The sequence below is a fragment of the Stutzerimonas frequens genome, assembly GCF_024448335.1.
Taxonomy (GTDB): Bacteria; Pseudomonadota; Gammaproteobacteria; order Pseudomonadales; family Pseudomonadaceae; genus Stutzerimonas; species Stutzerimonas frequens.
This window is the reverse complement of the sequence record NZ_JAMOHM010000003.1, coordinates 419366-433620: the sequence shown is the minus strand read 5'-3', so window position 1 is coordinate 433620 and position 14255 is coordinate 419366. Positions and strand designations below refer to the sequence as shown.

Sequence of the window (14255 nt, the reverse complement as noted above, 5' to 3'; positions counted from 1 at the left end):
TCAGATCACGAGTGCATACAGTGGAAATATTCAAAGAATTCACATTCGAGTCGGCGCACCGTTTGCCGCACGTACCGCAAGGACACAAATGCGGGCGGCTGCATGGCCACTCCTTCCGTGTTGCCTTGTATATAAGTGGGCCAGTGGATCCACATACTGGTTGGATTCGGGATTTCGGTGAGCTGAAATCCATCTTCAAACCGCTCTACGAGCGTTTGGATCACAACTATCTGAACGACATTCCCGGTCTGGAAAACCCCACCAGCGAGAACCTGGCGAAATGGATCTGGAATGAGCTGAAGCCGCTGCTTCCAGAGCTTTCCCGCGTCCGCATTCACGAGACCTGCACAAGCGGTTGTGAATACCGTGGTGAGTGATGATCGCGTTGGATTTTATCTGCTCAGTAAAAAGCTGGTATTCGCTAACGCCGAGCTAGTGATAGGGAACGGCTACTGGCAACTCAGATTACGCTCATTCGTCTTGAATGTGCCGTTCCGATTTTGACAGTTCTGCGCAGTTGCTGCAGAGTGCGGCGCTTTTCTACGCGACTTGGTCGTTTATACGGAGATTTGAAATGAACGCAGTTGTTGCGGCGGTCGGCATCATGCTGGTCTTGAGCCTTTGCCGCGTGCACGTGGTCGTTGCACTTATTGCCGGGGCCATGGCCGGTGGGTTGATTGGCGGGTTGGGTATCGAAGGCAGCCTCGCCGCTTTCAACAAGGGCCTGGGTGGTGGAGCGACAGTGGCGTTGTCATATGCTCTGCTTGGTGCGTTCGCCGTAGCCATCGGCAAGAGCGGTCTGGCCCACGCGCTTGCCGACAAGGCTCTGGCTTTGGTCGGAAAGCAAGGCAGCCAAGGCACCGGTGCGGTGAAGTCGATGATGATCGCACTTCTGCTGGCGGTAGCGATCTCGTCCCAGAACATCCTGCCGATTCATATTGCGTTTATTCCTTTGCTGGTTCCGCCGTTACTTTACGTACTATCGAAGATGAAGATCGACCGGCGCCTGGTTGCCTGTGTGCTCGCGTTCGGGCTGATCACTCCTTACATGTTTCTTCCGGTTGGGTTCGGCAACATCTTCCTCAATGAGATTCTGCTCGCCAACGTTGCCAAAAGCGGTGTGGATGTAACCGGCATCAAGGTCACCCAGGCGATGCTGATCCCAGCTTTGGGCATGTTGTCAGGGCTGGCGATTGCCTTCTATAGCTACCGTAAGCCGCGTGAATATGACCTTGCTCGCATCGAGCAGGTGGAGCTCAGTTCGGTACGTTACAGCCCTCTAACGTTGGTGGTGGCAGGCATTGCCGTTGCTGCGGCGTTCGTTATTCAGCTGTGGCTGGACTCGATGATTCTCGGCGCACTCGCAGGGTTTGTGATCTTTTCGGTCTCCGGTGTGGTGCGCTGGCGGGAAGCGGATGACCTTTTTACCGACGGCATGAAAATGATGGCCATGATCGGCTTCATCATGATTGCCGCCGCTGGTTTCGCTGAAGTGATGCGTGAAACCGGTGAGGTGAAACTGCTGGTAGACGCATCTACTGCGTGGATCGGCAGCAGCAAGGCCATCGGCGCCCTGTTGATGCTTCTGGTCGGTTTGCTCGTCACGATTGGCATCGGTTCTTCTTTCTCGACAGTGCCAATCATCGCGGCCATTTTCGTGCCGCTTGGCGTCGAGCTGGGCTTCAGCCCCTTGGCGATCGTGAGTCTCGTTGGCACAGCCGGCGCGCTCGGCGATGGTGGTTCCCCTGCATCCGATTCCACGCTTGGGCCAACGGCCGGTCTGAATGCCGACGGTCAGCATAACCATATCTGGGATACCGTCGTGCCGACCTTCCTGCACTACAACCTGCCGCTGCTCGCGTTCGGCTGGCTGGCAGCGATGACCCTCTGAACCGAAGAAAAGGGCCGTTCGGACAACAACGGCCCCTGTCGCGAATCAGTCGTCTGGCCCGCACTCGCGCTCTCGCTCGTTGACTAAACAGAACGATACGCAGCGACAGGGTCAACAATGGTCAACTCGACGCTCGAGCAGAAAGTCTTCCTCGCGCTGCTGGTAGTGGTTTCCCTGGCGTTCGGCTGGATTCTGTTGCCGTTCTATGGAGCAGTCTTCTGGGCGGTCATTCTCGCCATCATCTTTGCACCCTTGCAGCGCTACCTTTACCGGCGGTTCAGTCAGCGCCGCAATCTGACGGCATTGTTTACCTTGCTGGTCTGCCTGCTGGTTGCCGTGCTACCTGTCATTCTGATTACGGGCATGCTGGTTCAGGAAGGCGCGACCCTCTACAAGCAGATAGAGAGCGGCGAGCTGGACATTGGTCGCCTCGTATCGGGTCTGCGGGAGCTGTTACCTCAATCGGTCCAGCTGCAGCTTCAGCGCTTCGGCTTCGGCGATCTGGACTCCATGCGGGAGCGGCTGGCATCGGGTGCGCTCGAGGGCAGTCAGTTTCTCGCCACCAAGGCGTTCAGCTTCGGTCAGGGGACGTTTCAGTTCCTTATCAGCTTCTTCGTGATGTTGTATCTGCTGTTCTTTTTCATCCGGGACGGTCGAGAGCTGGTGGCACGGATCAGAAAGGCCATTCCGCTCAGCGATGCCCAGAAAAGGCGCCTTTTCAACAAGTTCACCCGTGTGGTACGTGCGACGGTGAAGGGCAACATTCTGGTCGCCGTCACTCAGGGGGCTCTGGGCGGAATCATCTTCGCCGTACTCGGCATATCCGGCGCGCTGCTTTGGGGTGTGTTGATGGCGTTTCTGTCGTTGCTCCCCGCGGTGGGGGCCGGACTGATCTGGACGCCCGTCGCCATCTACTTTCTGATGACCGGGGCGATCTGGCAGGGGGTGATTCTCACACTCTATGGCGTGCTGGTGATCGGCCTGGTGGACAACATTCTCAGGCCCATCCTGGTGGGCAAAGACACCAAGATGCCCGATTACGTCGTGCTGATCTCGACGCTGGGCGGTCTGGCGCTTTTCGGTTTGAACGGGTTCGTGATCGGTCCGCTGGTGGCGGCTTTGTTCATATCGACATGGGGGCTGTTCACTTCACCTGAAGAGCCCCCACCGGGTCAATGATTGCCGACGCGGGGGAGGCCTGGCCCTCGCCAGGCCCCTTGGCGTTTACATCAGGCGCTTACCATCTTCACGAGTGATGATGACGGTGGCCGAGCGCGGACGCCGACCAGCGCCGTCTGGCCAGGTGCTCGTGTAGTTCGTCGAGGTCGAACCCTCACCCGGATGCTGGATGTTCACGAAGAGCGTGCGGAAGTCTGGCGTTGCCGTGATTCCTGTCACCTCGGCACCCAGCGGGCCGACCAGGAAACGCTTGGTTTCACCTGTTCTCGGGTCGGAAACCAGCATCTGGTTGTTGCCAAACGGACCGGAGCTCAACTGACTGCCGCTCATGTCGGTCTGGATCCACAGGCGCCCTTCATCGTCGAACCACAATCCATCGGGGCTGGCCAGGATATTCGTGGCGTCCAGCGCACGGCCTTTCGGGCTCCGGCTGTTTTCCTCGGGGCCGGCGAGCAGGTAGATATCCCAGGTGAATCGGGTGCCGGCAAAATCCCGGCTCGCTTCGCGCCAGCGAATGATATGGCCGAACGCATTCGGTGAACGCGGGTTGGCCGCATCGGACTGCTGGCGACCGCTGTTGTTGGTGAGCGTGAAATACACCTCACCCGTGTCAGGATGTACCGCACCCCATTCCGGGCGATCCATTTTCGTTGCACCAACGATATCGGCGGCCAGGCGGGTATTGATCAGCACCTCTCCCTGATCGGCGAACCGAACGCCAGCGGCCTTGCAGGCGCGCTGAAACGCAGGGTTGGCATGATCCAGCGCCAGCCAGTCGCCACTGCCATCCGGGTTGAAACGCGCCACGTAGAGGACGCCATCGTCCAGCAGGCGCCCGTCGCTGCGCTGAGGCCGATATTTGTCGAGGCTGACGTACTTGTAGATGTATTCGTTCTGCGAGTCATCTCCGGAATAGCAGACCACGGGACGGCCAGGCTTTACTGGGGCGAACACCAGGCCTTCGTGAGCGAAGCGGCCTAAGGCGGTGTGCTTGACGGGAGTTGAGGTAGGATCGAATGGGTCGATCTCCACGATCCAGCCGAAGGTGTTCGGCTCGTTTCGATAATCACCACTGGCGTCTGCTGCGGTCCGCGTTGCGTTGAAGCGCTCGAACTCGTCGCCCGCGACTGTCTCCCATCCGTAGCGGCCACTACCACGCACGCCGTAGCGGCTGAGCTCACGTGGAAGCTCGGAATCAGCACTGGCGAAGTAACCGGCCCAGTTTTCTTCGCAGGTCAGGTAGGTGCCCCAAGGTGTATGGCCATTGGAGCAGTTGTTGAGTGTGCCACGGGTTGAAGTCCCACTCGGGCTGTAGCGGGTTCGCATCAAGGCATGGCCTCGTGCAGGTCCTTCGATGCGCATCGGCGTCGCACCGGTAATACGTCGATTGCGTGAGCTGGGCAGCACGGACCACTCGCCCCGGGGGCCACGACGAATCTCGACTACCGAGACGCCGTGAGCATTGATCTCCTTGCGGACCTCGTCGACATTGACGCGCTTGCCATCCACGACGGTCGGACCGTTAGGGTGGAGCAGGGGGGCATCGATGTACTCGTGATTGAGGACCAGCAAGCCGTGGTCGCTCTGCCGACCGCCCAGCCTCGCATTCATGGGGAAGAAGTGCATTCCGTCGTGGTGCATGCCGACCTGTTGGGCCTGATCTTCCGCATTGTTGCTGGCGTCTTCCAGCCAGGCTGGGTAGCGTCCGGTAATCGGGGTACCCCAGGGAATGAAGGTGGTCGCGGTATAGCCAGCGGGTACAGTGATGGTGTCGGCTCGGGTAACAGCCACTGGCGCAAAGGGCAGGCGGGTACGACGTCTGAACGGAACATCCTTGATGCCACGGGCCATCGGCTCTGCCGCTTGCGCGAGGCCGGGAAGGGATGCGCCGAGAAAGGCCAGGGCGCCCATGGCTGCGCCGCCCGCGAGGACTTTGCGTCGGCCGAGGGAAATCACATCCTGGATATGCGGATTCGTCGAATGGTTACTGGGCAACTCGTCCCCGTTGCCGAACAGAATGTCGTTGTTCTCAGTAATCACGGCGCAGCTCCATAACGATTGTTGTCGGAGCCATGACGCTAAGGTTCGTATGCGACAAGAGAATGACAGTGGGGCGCTGGCCGACGAAGCGTAACCGTACACCACTCAATCAGTCGCAAAAAAAAGCCCCGGCGAATGCCGGGGCTTCCTTCACACCGCAGCCTGTGAGGCTGCGAACCGGTTCTTAGTGGAACTGGTTCATGGTGTTGTCTTTACCGCTCGCCTTCAGAGCAGCTTCGCCAGCGAAGTACTCCTTGTGGTTGTCGCCGATGTCGGAGCCAGCCATGTTCTGGTGCTTGACGCAGGCGATACCCTGACGCAGTTCCTGACGCTGCACGCCCTTCACGTAGGCCAGCATGCCTTCTTCGGCGAAGTAGCCCTTGGCCAGGTTGTCGGTGGACAGCGCGGCGGTGTGGTAGGTCGGCAGGGTGATCAGGTGGTGGAAGATGCCGGCGTGAGCGGAACCGTCCTTCTGGAAGGTACGGATCTTCTCATCAGCGATCTGAGCCAGTTCGGTCTCGTCGTACTCGACGCTCATCAGCTTGGTGCGATCGTAGGCGGACACGTCCTTGCCTTCGGCAACCATGGCATCGAATACCTGCTGACGGAAGTTCAGGGTCCAGTTGAACGACGGGCTGTTGTTGTAAACCAGCTTGGCGTTCGGGATGACTTCGCGGATGCGGTCAACCATGGCCTTGATCTGGCCAACGTGCGGCTTCTCGGTTTCGATCCACAGCAGGTCAGCGCCGTTCTGCAGGGAGGTGATGCAGTCCAGGACGCAACGGTCTTCGCCAGTGCCCTTGCGGAACTGGAACAGGTTGGACGGCAGACGCTTCGGACGCAGCAGCTTGCCTTCGCGCTTGATCACGACGTCGCCGTTGCCCAGTTCGGCTTCGGAGATTTCTTCGCAATCCAGGAAGGAGTTGTACAGGTCGCCCAGGTCGCCCGGCTCTTTGGTCACGGCGATCTGCTTGGTCAGGCCGGCACCCAGGGAGTCAGTACGAGCAACGATCACGCCGTTGTCGATGCCCAGCTCGAGGAAGGCGTAACGAACGGCAGCGATCTTAGCGAGGAAGTCGGCGTGCGGAACGGTCACTTTACCGTCCTGGTGGCCGCACTGCTTCTCGTCGGAAACCTGGTTCTCGATCTGGATGCAGCAAGCGCCTGCTTCGATCATGCGCTTGGCCAGCAGATAGGTGGCTTCCGGGTTACCGAAGCCAGCGTCGATGTCTGCGATGATCGGGACGATGTGAGTTTCGTAGTTGTCGATCTGGCTCTGGATCTCGGCAGCCTTGGCGGAATCGCCGGCCTCACGAGCAGCGTCCAGAGCGGTGAACAGCAGGTCCAGTTCACGGCTGTCAGCCTGACGCAGGAAGGTGTACAGCTCTTCGATCAGATCGGAAACGGCAGTCTTCTCGTGCATCGACTGGTCCGGCAGCGGGCCGAACTCGGAGCGCAGAGCAGCGACCATCCAGCCGGACAGGTAGAGGTAGCGCTTGTTGGTGGTCTTCAGGTGCTTCTTGATGGAGATCAGCTTCTGCTGACCGATGAAGCCGTGCCAGCAGCCGAGGGATTGCGTGTAGACGGACGAGTCGGCGTCGTACTCGGCCATGTCCTTGCGCATGATGTCGGCGGTGTACTGAGCGATTTCCAGACCGGTCTTGAAGCGGTTCTGGGCGCGCATGCGAGCGACGGACTCAGGGTTGATGGCGGCCCAGCTGCTGCCGTATTGCTCTTTCAGGGCGGCAACTGCCTTGATGTCGTCTTGATATGCGGACATGTTCAATCCTTCAAAAATAAGTGTGGTTGAGCACCGACTTTTTCCCACCGAACCTACGTGCTATCGCTGATCAGTGCGGGCAACACGCGGCAGAGCGTCGAAATATCGACCGGGACGAGGATTGAACCAAGGAGAAGGGGGGATACGACCGCCGGGCTGGCTGGTTCCGGTTGCTGCGCCCACAGCCGGCGTGGCTGCCGTGTGCGCTACAACAACGAGAAGCTGGTCAGACTGGCTGATGCGTCAATCGCTACCCCGTCCCTCGGGACGACTCGTTCCAGTCGCAACCTCGTCAGTCCGCCTTGTGGGCAGTACAGTCACGGAACGGCTCGGCTGGTTGGCTGGAGCACGCCCCGGAGACCCTTGCCAGGGCCCCTGGTTAGCGGGAGCGGGCCAATAATGCGCCGCTGTTTTTTCATCGTCAATGGTTTTGTAGTGTTTTTTTTAGGTCACTACATTCTTCTGCGCGTCAGCAGTGGTTCAGTCGAGAACATCCACTTTCAGGCGCATCGAAAGGTTCTGGCTGCCCTGGGTGGAATAGCGACGCAGCGTGCCGCGCTGATCAGAACTTGCGCTTTCATCGACACCGCCCACGGTGATCCATTCGCCGACGCGCCCACTGACGCGGGTATCGGCATTCTGCACTTCGACGACGCCACTGCGGCCCTGAGCGAGTCGGTCGCGGCTGCTGCTGATACTGATCTGCACGCGATCGCCATGCACCGTGGCGGTGGCGTAGAAACCACGCAGAACATCACGATACTGGGTTTGCTGATAGATCTGGCCATAGCCATCGGTGCCCTGAGTCGTCAGCGGAACACTCTGGCCAACCTGAATCAGTGCCGGATAGCCCTCGCTGGCCTGGATCTGCTGAACGCCACCGTCCCGGCTGTTGGTACTGCGACGAATGATGCGAACCTGGTCTCTGCCTCCGATCTCGCCGCGGCCCGTTTCGAACTCCACGTCGCCAGCGCGTGCCGATCCGTCTACCCGATATCCTCCCGTCGAGCTGCTAGCCGAGTCTTGGGTATCGACGCTGATCAACAGGCGTTTGGGGGCTACATCCAGCTGATCGACCACTTGCCGCAGCTCGCGGATTAGGGAATCCGGTGCATTGACGATGAGTTGATTGCCGTATGCGGTGACTCGGCCCTGGCCGCCCAGTACCGATTCGGCGACCGGCAGCACATCCTCGGCCATGCGGTTGTTGAGCTGAATGACTTCGGTTGCCGCTTGCAGTGGCAGACAGGTGCTGAGCGCGACGGCCAGCAGCGCGATACGAGGGTTCATAACAGAAAACTCCGCAGATTTGCGTCCGATAGGCCATGATCCCATGCCTTGTCGAACTCCGCCTGGCGTATACGCACGCGGGCAGGGTCGCGATACAGGGCGAAGCCAGCATACTGGTCAGCCTTGGGGCGCTCCAGCAGGCCACAATTGTCGACGATCAGATAGGTACCATTTTGCGCGGGATAGTCGGGGTTCAGCTTGCGGATATGTACATTGCTGGTCAGCCGACGGGCAAGCTGAAGAAAGCGATGGCCGTCTTTCACTGCGCGAGTGGCATCGCCGACGAGGATGCGCAGTTGGTTTCGGGGATGGGCCAGCAGGAGGCGAGTGCAGGCGTGCTGGATGCTGCTGTGGTGATAGAGCCAGGGTTCGAGATCGGTGCTGTAGATACACACCGAGCGGCTCGCCTGTTGCAGCATGGCCAGGGCATGCTGACGAACCTCGCTCGCTTTGTCGAAACGCTGTATGCCGACATCTTGTCCGAGAAGGAAGGCAGCCGCCATCCAGGCTTCGGGCTCGGGTAGGTCGATGGGTGGATTGTGAACGGCGAAGCGTCCCGGGGAGTGAAAATCGATAGCCGGCAGCTCGATCTGCTCACTTCGCTCTTCCGGGACGTCGTCGCTCATTTTGCCTCAGTGGCTCCGGCGGAGCATCTCAACATGAGGGATGCCGGCTTCAAGAAATTCGTCGCTGACAACCTTGAAGCCAAGCCGCTCGTAAAACGCGGTGGCATGGACCTGAGCGGTCAGAGTCTGTTCGGTCAAGCCGCGACGCTCAGCTTCGGCAATGACCGCATGCATCAGCGCGTCGCCAACGTTCATGCCGCGCCAGTCGCGCAGTACCGCTACGCGACCGATCTGCCCGTCGGCCAGAAGCCGTGCGGTACCGATCGGATACCCTCCCTCGAGCGCGAGGAAGTGCACTGCTTCGGCATCGTCGGCGTCCCACTCTTGCTCGGGCGGAACGGCCTGCTCGGCAATGAACACGGCCTCGCGGATGCGCCGTAATTCGGCATTGTCCTGCTGCCAGTCGGCGATCCGTACCTGAACGCTATTCATCAGCAAACTCCAGACTTCCTTGTTTGACCAGCTCGCACAAGAGGCTGCGGCCATCCTCATCCCCCAGCCACTGACCGACGTTGTCGACATGCAGCGCGTCGGCCGAACAGAGCAACCTCAACAGTTCGCGCAGCTTAGAGGGGAGCAGGCGGCTCTGACCACTGGCGAACAGTAGCAGGCCGATATCTACTTCGCTCCAGGCCAGTCGGGCCGCGGGATTGCGTACCAGTATCGCGCCGTCCTCCAGTGCCGACAGAAGTTCGTCCTCGCCGAGCTCCGGGCCTTCGACACGCTCCGGATAGCGTGGCTCGGTCATGAACTGGCCGAACCAGGTGAGCAGGAGGCGTTCGTCGCTCATGTGCTCGGCAAGCAGTGCCTTCAAACGGTCCAGTGCATCGCTCTGGATCTGGAAGGGGTCATCGCTGGGTTGTAGATCGGCATCACTGTAGCGTTCTTCGTCTGGCAGGAACTGCGCGAGGAAGTCGGTGAAGTGGGTCAGGACTTCGGCGGCGCTTGGGGCGCGGAAGCCGACCGAATAGGTCATGCAGGCATCCTCGGCTGTGCCGAAGTGAGCGAGGCGGGGTGGCAGGTAAAGCATATCGCCCGGTTCCAGTACCCATTCATCAGTTCCCTGGAACTCGGCGAGGATGCGCAGATCGCCATGGGCGAGCATCGGGCTTTCGCTGTCGCACATCTGCCCGATGCGCCAGCGGCGCTGGCCGTGGGCCTGCAGCAGGAATACATCGTAGTTGTCGAAATGAGGCCCGACGCCGCCCCCCGGAGCGGCATAGCTGATCATCACATCGTCGATGCGCCAGTTCGGCAGAAAGCGGAAATGTTCGATCAGTTCGGCGACGTCCGGTACGAGCTGATCGACCGCCTGCACCAGCAATGTCCAGTCACCCTCCGGCAGTTGCTGGTAAGTGTCCTCGCTGAACGGACCGCGGCGCAGCTCCCAGGGGCTTTCGCCGTGCTCGATGACCAGGCGGGACTCGACGTCTTCCTCGAGCGAGAGACCAGCCAGTTCGTCGGGCGAGATGGGGCTCTGAAAACCCGGGATGGCCTGGCGGATCAGCAGCGGCTTCTTCTGCCAGTAATCGCGCAGGAATTCCCGGGCACTGATGCCGCCCAGAATTTGAAGTGGAATATCAGAAGTCATGCGTAACACCTTGCTCTATATGGCAGAGCTGAAAATAAAAACGCCCGGCACAGCCGGGCGTGCAGGCATGGGGGCGATCAGATGCGCTTGGCCTGAGCGGCAGCGTTGCCGATGTAGCTTGCCGGCGTCAGCTTGCGCAGCTCCGCCTTGGCTTCGGCCGGAATGTCGAGGCCGTCAATGAAGGCCTGCAGCGCGTCGGGCGTAATGCCTTTGCCGCGGGTCAGATCCTTCAGCTTTTCGTAGGCATTCTCCACGGCATAACGACGCATGACGGTCTGTACCGGCTCGGCCAGCACTTCCCAGCAGGCATCGAGGTCTTCGGCGATGCGGGCAGCGTTGAGCTCCAGCTTGCCGATGCCTTTGAGGCTCGCCTCGTAGGCGATGACGCTGTGGGCGAAGCCGACGCCCAGGTTGCGCAGGACGGTGGAGTCGGTCAGATCGCGCTGCCAGCGGGAAATCGGCAGCTTGCTGGCCAGGTGCTGGAACAGTGCGTTGGCGATGCCGAGGTTGCCTTCGGAGTTCTCGAAGTCGATCGGGTTGACCTTGTGCGGCATGGTCGAAGAGCCGATCTCGCCAGCGACGGTTTTCTGTTTGAAGTAACCGAGAGAGATGTAGCCCCAGATGTCGCGATCAAAGTCGATGAGGATGGTGTTGAAGCGTGCGATGGCGTCGAACAACTCTGCGATGTAGTCGTGCGGCTCGATCTGTGTGGTGTAGGGGTTCCACGACAGGCCCAGATCACCCTCGATGAATTCACGGGCGTTGGCTTCCCAGTCGACGTCGGGGTAGGCGGACAGGTGGGCGTTGTAGTTGCCCACGGCGCCGTTGATCTTGCCCAGCAGCGGCACGGCGGCGACCTGAGCGATCTGCCGCTCCAGGCGATAGACCACGTTGGCCAGTTCCTTGCCAAGGGTAGTCGGGGAGGCCGGCTGACCGTGGGTGCGCGACAGCATCGGCACGTCGGCGAACTGCACGGCCAGGCCGCGGATGGCGTCGGCGAGCTGGCGCATCAGCGGCAGCAGAACGGTGTCACGGCCTTCGCGCAGCATCAGCGCGTGGGACAGGTTGTTGATGTCTTCGCTGGTGCAGGCGAAGTGGATGAATTCGTTGACCTTGGCCAGTTCAGGCAGCTGCTTGGCCTGCTCCTTGAGCAGGTACTCCACGGCTTTTACATCATGGTTGGTGGTGCGCTCGAATTCCTTGACGCGCTCGGCATGCTCCAGCTGGAAGTCCTCGGCAAGCTGATTCAACAGCGCATTGGCTTCGGCGGAGAAGGGCGCGACTTCCGGAACGCCCGGGTGGGCTGCCAGGCGCTGTAGCCAGCGGACTTCGACCTGGACACGGCAACGAATCAGGCCGAATTCGCTGAAGATCGGGCGCAGGGCGCTGGTTTTGCCGGCGTAGCGGCCATCGACGGGGGAAACCGCCGTGAGCGAGGAAAGCTGCATAGAGGGCATTCTCGGACAGTCGGGCAACGAAAAGGGCGCAGATTATACACGAATGTACCGGCACATCCCGGTCCATTCTCCCCGGTTATCGGTCTTCGCTCTGTGTCGAGCGCAGTCGAGGATAGAGTGCATCGAGCAGCTTGCGCCGGCTGAAAATCAGCTGCCAGCGGTGCCCGCCAAGCTGGCGCCAGAGGCGGGCGGAGCGGATGCCGGCGAGCAGCAGCGCGCGAATCTTGGCGGCATTGTCGGTCTGCTGCAGGTGGCGCATGTCGCCTTGGACCTGGATGCGCTGACGGAAGGTGCTCAGCGTGTCCTGATAGAGTCCGCCGAACGAGGCGACGACATTCTCGTGGGTGATGCCGAAGTGCTCGACCTGCTGTTGAATCTGATCCAGCCGGCTTCCGATGACCTGCAGCATGTCGTCGCGTTTGTCCAGCTGCCGCTCAAGGCCGATCATCGCCAGGGCATAGCGCAACGGCTCGCGCTGCAGGCTGCTGCTGTCGCGTTCCAGCGCGCCGACCAGCGCGCGGTAGCCGTCACGCAGGTTGAGGTCGTCGCCGCCATAGATTTCCAGCGTGGTCTGCGGGTTGCGCGCCAGCAGACTGCCGAGCATGCAGCCGAGCGCGGCATTCGGCACCTGGCCGGTTCGGGCGATGCGGTCGACCAGCGTGGCGGCTTCGAATACCGCCCCAAGCGCGATCAGCTGTTCATCCAGATTACTCATGGGCGGCCCTCGAACCAGGGTTCTGCCCTTTCGATGACGCCGCCGCCGAGACAGACTTCGCCATCGTAGAACACCACCGACTGGCCAGGCGTGACGGCGCGTTGCGGCGCTTCGAACACTGCGCGATAGCCATCGGGCGTCCGTTCCAGCGTGCAAGCCTGGTCGCTCTGGCGATAACGAACCTTGGCGGTCAGCTTGAGCGGGGCGCTGAGGTCCACGGGATTCACCCAGTAGATCTCGGAAGCCAGCAGCGCGCGGGAGAACAGCCACGGGTGGTCATTTCCCTGGCCGACGATCAGCACGTTGCGCTGCAGATCCTTGCTCAGCACATACCAAGGCTCGTCGGAGGCATCTTTGAGGCCGCCGATGCCGAGCCCCTGGCGCTGGCCGATGGTGTGATACATCAGGCCGTGGTGACGGCCGATCACCTCGCCGTCGACCGTTTCGATGTTTCCTGGTTGGGCCGGCAGGTACTGCTTGAGGAAATCGCTGAATCGCCGTTCGCCAATGAAGCAGATGCCGGTGGAATCCTTTTTCTTTGCCGTGGCCAGGCCATGCTTCTCCGCAATCGCGCGGACCTCGGGCTTCTCCAGCTCGCCGACGGGAAACAGTGTCTTGGCCAGTTGCTCGCCTCCGACGGCATGCAGGAAGTAGCTTTGGTCCTTGTTGGGATCGAGGCCCTTGAGCAGTTCGCTGCGGCCATCGCGGTCACGACGCCGCACGTAGTGGCCAGTGGCGATGAGGTCGGCACCGAGCATCAGGGCGTAATCGAGGAACGCCTTGAACTTGATTTCCCGGTTGCAGAGGATGTCCGGGTTCGGCGTGCGCCCGGCCTTGTATTCGGCGAGGAAGTGCTCGAACACGTTGTCCCAGTACTCGGCAGCAAAGTTGGCGGTGTGCAGCTTGATGCCGATGCGGTCGCACACGGCCTGGGCATCGGCCAGGTCTTCCTTGGCGGTGCAGTACTCCGTGCCGTCGTCCTCTTCCCAGTTTTTCATGAACAGGCCTTCGACCTGATAGCCCTGTTCGAGCAGCAGGAGGGCGGAAACGGACGAGTCGACGCCGCCGGACATGCCAACGATGACGCGGGTGTTTTCCGGGGCGGAGAGGGTCGCAACAGACATAGAAGTACGCCAGGGTTTTGCAAAGGGGCGAATTCTATCAGTTGATGCTGGCGTGACGAAGGTGTGATCAGTTGCGAATGACGTCAAGCGGATGCAGCGGTCCGGCCAGATAGTCATCAATGCAGCGCGGAACCAGCTCGCTGCGCCAGCGCTCGGGTTGCTGGGCCAGCTCCTCGCGGCTCAACCAGCGGGCTGCGACGATGCCGTCGTCGAGTGATCGTTGCGCATCGTGACGCAGGGCCTTGGCGGCAAAGCACACGCGCTGATAGGTGACGCCGTTGCTCGGCGCGGTATACAGGTAGATGCCGATCAGGCCGGTGAGCTCGACCTCCCAACCCGTTTCCTCCAGCGTTTCCCGAATGGCGGCCTCGCGCAGATTCTCGTTGGCCTCCAGGTGACCGGCGGGTTGGTTGAGCACCAGGCGGCCAGCCTTGAGCTCCTCCACCAGGAGGAAGCGGCCCTGGTCTTCGATTACGGTCGCGACGGTGATGTGGGGTTGCCAATCCATTGAGATACCTTGTGCAAATGAAGCGATCATAGCAGCAGCTAGACCGCTGAAAGC

The 14255-nt window shown here is 60.7% G+C and carries 13 protein-coding genes; 3 read left to right on the top strand and 10 right to left on the bottom strand.

What is annotated here, in order from left to right:
- The first annotated feature begins 20 nt into the window (after positions 1–20).
- From queD to NAO55_RS06890, 3 genes are all read left to right on the top strand, one after another.
- On the top strand, positions 21–377 hold the full coding sequence (gene queD, locus NAO55_RS06900) for a 6-carboxytetrahydropterin synthase QueD (RefSeq protein WP_026006452.1): 357 nt from the start codon (positions 21–23) through the stop codon (positions 375–377).
- Positions 378–574: 197 nt separating this feature from the next.
- On the top strand, positions 575–1891 hold the full coding sequence (locus NAO55_RS06895) for a Na+/H+ antiporter family protein (RefSeq protein WP_102840961.1): 1317 nt from the start codon (positions 575–577) through the stop codon (positions 1889–1891).
- Positions 1892–2008: 117 nt separating this feature from the next.
- Entirely contained in the window at positions 2009–3070 is a 1062-nt protein-coding gene (locus NAO55_RS06890) for an AI-2E family transporter (RefSeq protein ID WP_102840962.1), read from the top strand.
- Positions 3071–3115: 45 nt separating this feature from the next.
- Here the strand turns inward: NAO55_RS06890 and NAO55_RS06885 are convergent, their stop codons facing one another.
- From NAO55_RS06885 to NAO55_RS06840, 10 genes are all read right to left on the bottom strand, one after another.
- Complete coding sequence (locus NAO55_RS06885; RefSeq protein WP_102840963.1) at positions 3116–5110, bottom strand: PhoX family protein; 1995 nt, start codon at positions 5108–5110, stop codon at positions 3116–3118.
- Between the two features lie 184 nt (positions 5111–5294).
- Positions 5295–6890 carry an isocitrate lyase gene (locus NAO55_RS06880; protein WP_063541741.1) on the bottom strand — a complete coding sequence of 532 codons (1596 nt, stop codon included), beginning with the start codon at positions 6888–6890 and terminating at the stop codon, positions 5295–5297.
- A gap of 480 nt (positions 6891–7370) precedes the next feature.
- Positions 7371–8180 (bottom strand): secretin N-terminal domain-containing protein, encoded by an 810-nt coding sequence (locus NAO55_RS06875; protein ID WP_102840964.1) that lies wholly within the window; start codon positions 8178–8180, stop codon positions 7371–7373.
- The gene (locus NAO55_RS06870; RefSeq protein ID WP_102840965.1) at positions 8177–8806 is read right to left on the bottom strand and encodes a DUF7931 domain-containing protein; all 630 of its coding nucleotides are present in this window, start codon (positions 8804–8806) and stop codon (positions 8177–8179) included. Before NAO55_RS06870 ends, NAO55_RS06875 begins: the two co-directional genes overlap by 4 nt.
- A 6-nt stretch (positions 8807–8812) precedes the next feature.
- Positions 8813–9238: a GNAT family N-acetyltransferase gene (locus tag NAO55_RS06865; protein ID WP_102840966.1), complete on the bottom strand. Its 426-nt coding sequence runs from the start codon at positions 9236–9238 to the stop codon at positions 8813–8815.
- Entirely contained in the window at positions 9231–10397 is a 1167-nt protein-coding gene (locus NAO55_RS06860; protein WP_102840967.1) for a ribosomal protein uL16 3-hydroxylase, read from the bottom strand. The genes NAO55_RS06865 and NAO55_RS06860 overlap by 8 nt, the downstream gene beginning before the upstream one ends.
- Before the next feature lie 77 nt (positions 10398–10474).
- Complete coding sequence (gene purB / locus NAO55_RS06855) at positions 10475–11845, bottom strand: adenylosuccinate lyase (RefSeq protein WP_102840968.1); 1371 nt, start codon at positions 11843–11845, stop codon at positions 10475–10477.
- 85 nt (positions 11846–11930) lie between these two features.
- Positions 11931–12569 (bottom strand): high frequency lysogenization protein HflD, encoded by a 639-nt coding sequence (gene hflD / locus NAO55_RS06850; protein ID WP_102840969.1) that lies wholly within the window; start codon positions 12567–12569, stop codon positions 11931–11933.
- Positions 12566–13693 carry a tRNA 2-thiouridine(34) synthase MnmA gene (gene mnmA / locus NAO55_RS06845; protein WP_146030735.1) on the bottom strand — a complete coding sequence of 376 codons (1128 nt, stop codon included), beginning with the start codon at positions 13691–13693 and terminating at the stop codon, positions 12566–12568. The genes hflD and mnmA overlap by 4 nt, the downstream gene beginning before the upstream one ends.
- A 67-nt stretch (positions 13694–13760) precedes the next feature.
- Positions 13761–14201: an NUDIX hydrolase gene (locus NAO55_RS06840; protein ID WP_063541725.1), complete on the bottom strand. Its 441-nt coding sequence runs from the start codon at positions 14199–14201 to the stop codon at positions 13761–13763.
- Positions 14202–14255 lie beyond the last annotated feature (54 nt).

What these genes read in the sequence shown, in the direction of transcription:
- NAO55_RS06895 (WP_102840961.1), top strand. Translation starts at nt 575, where the DNA reads ATGAACGCAGTTGTTGCGGCGGTCGGCATCATGCTGGTCTTGAGCCTT.
- NAO55_RS06890 (WP_102840962.1), top strand. Translation starts at nt 2,009, where the DNA reads ATGGTCAACTCGACGCTCGAGCAGAAAGTCTTCCTCGCGCTGCTGGTA.
- NAO55_RS06880 (WP_063541741.1), bottom strand. Translation starts at nt 6,890, where the DNA reads ATGTCCGCATATCAAGACGACATCAAGGCAGTTGCCGCCCTGAAAGAG.
- NAO55_RS06875 (WP_102840964.1), bottom strand. Translation starts at nt 8,180, where the DNA reads ATGAACCCTCGTATCGCGCTGCTGGCCGTCGCGCTCAGCACCTGTCTG.
- NAO55_RS06870 (WP_102840965.1), bottom strand. Translation starts at nt 8,806, where the DNA reads ATGAGCGACGACGTCCCGGAAGAGCGAAGTGAGCAGATCGAGCTGCCG.
- NAO55_RS06865 (WP_102840966.1), bottom strand. Translation starts at nt 9,238, where the DNA reads ATGAATAGCGTTCAGGTACGGATCGCCGACTGGCAGCAGGACAATGCC.
- NAO55_RS06860 (WP_102840967.1), bottom strand. Translation starts at nt 10,397, where the DNA reads ATGACTTCTGATATTCCACTTCAAATTCTGGGCGGCATCAGTGCCCGG.
- purB (WP_102840968.1), bottom strand. Translation starts at nt 11,845, where the DNA reads ATGCAGCTTTCCTCGCTCACGGCGGTTTCCCCCGTCGATGGCCGCTAC.
- hflD (WP_102840969.1), bottom strand. Translation starts at nt 12,569, where the DNA reads ATGAGTAATCTGGATGAACAGCTGATCGCGCTTGGGGCGGTATTCGAA.
- mnmA (WP_146030735.1), bottom strand. Translation starts at nt 13,693, where the DNA reads ATGTCTGTTGCGACCCTCTCCGCCCCGGAAAACACCCGCGTCATCGTT.
- NAO55_RS06840 (WP_063541725.1), bottom strand. Translation starts at nt 14,201, where the DNA reads ATGGATTGGCAACCCCACATCACCGTCGCGACCGTAATCGAAGACCAG.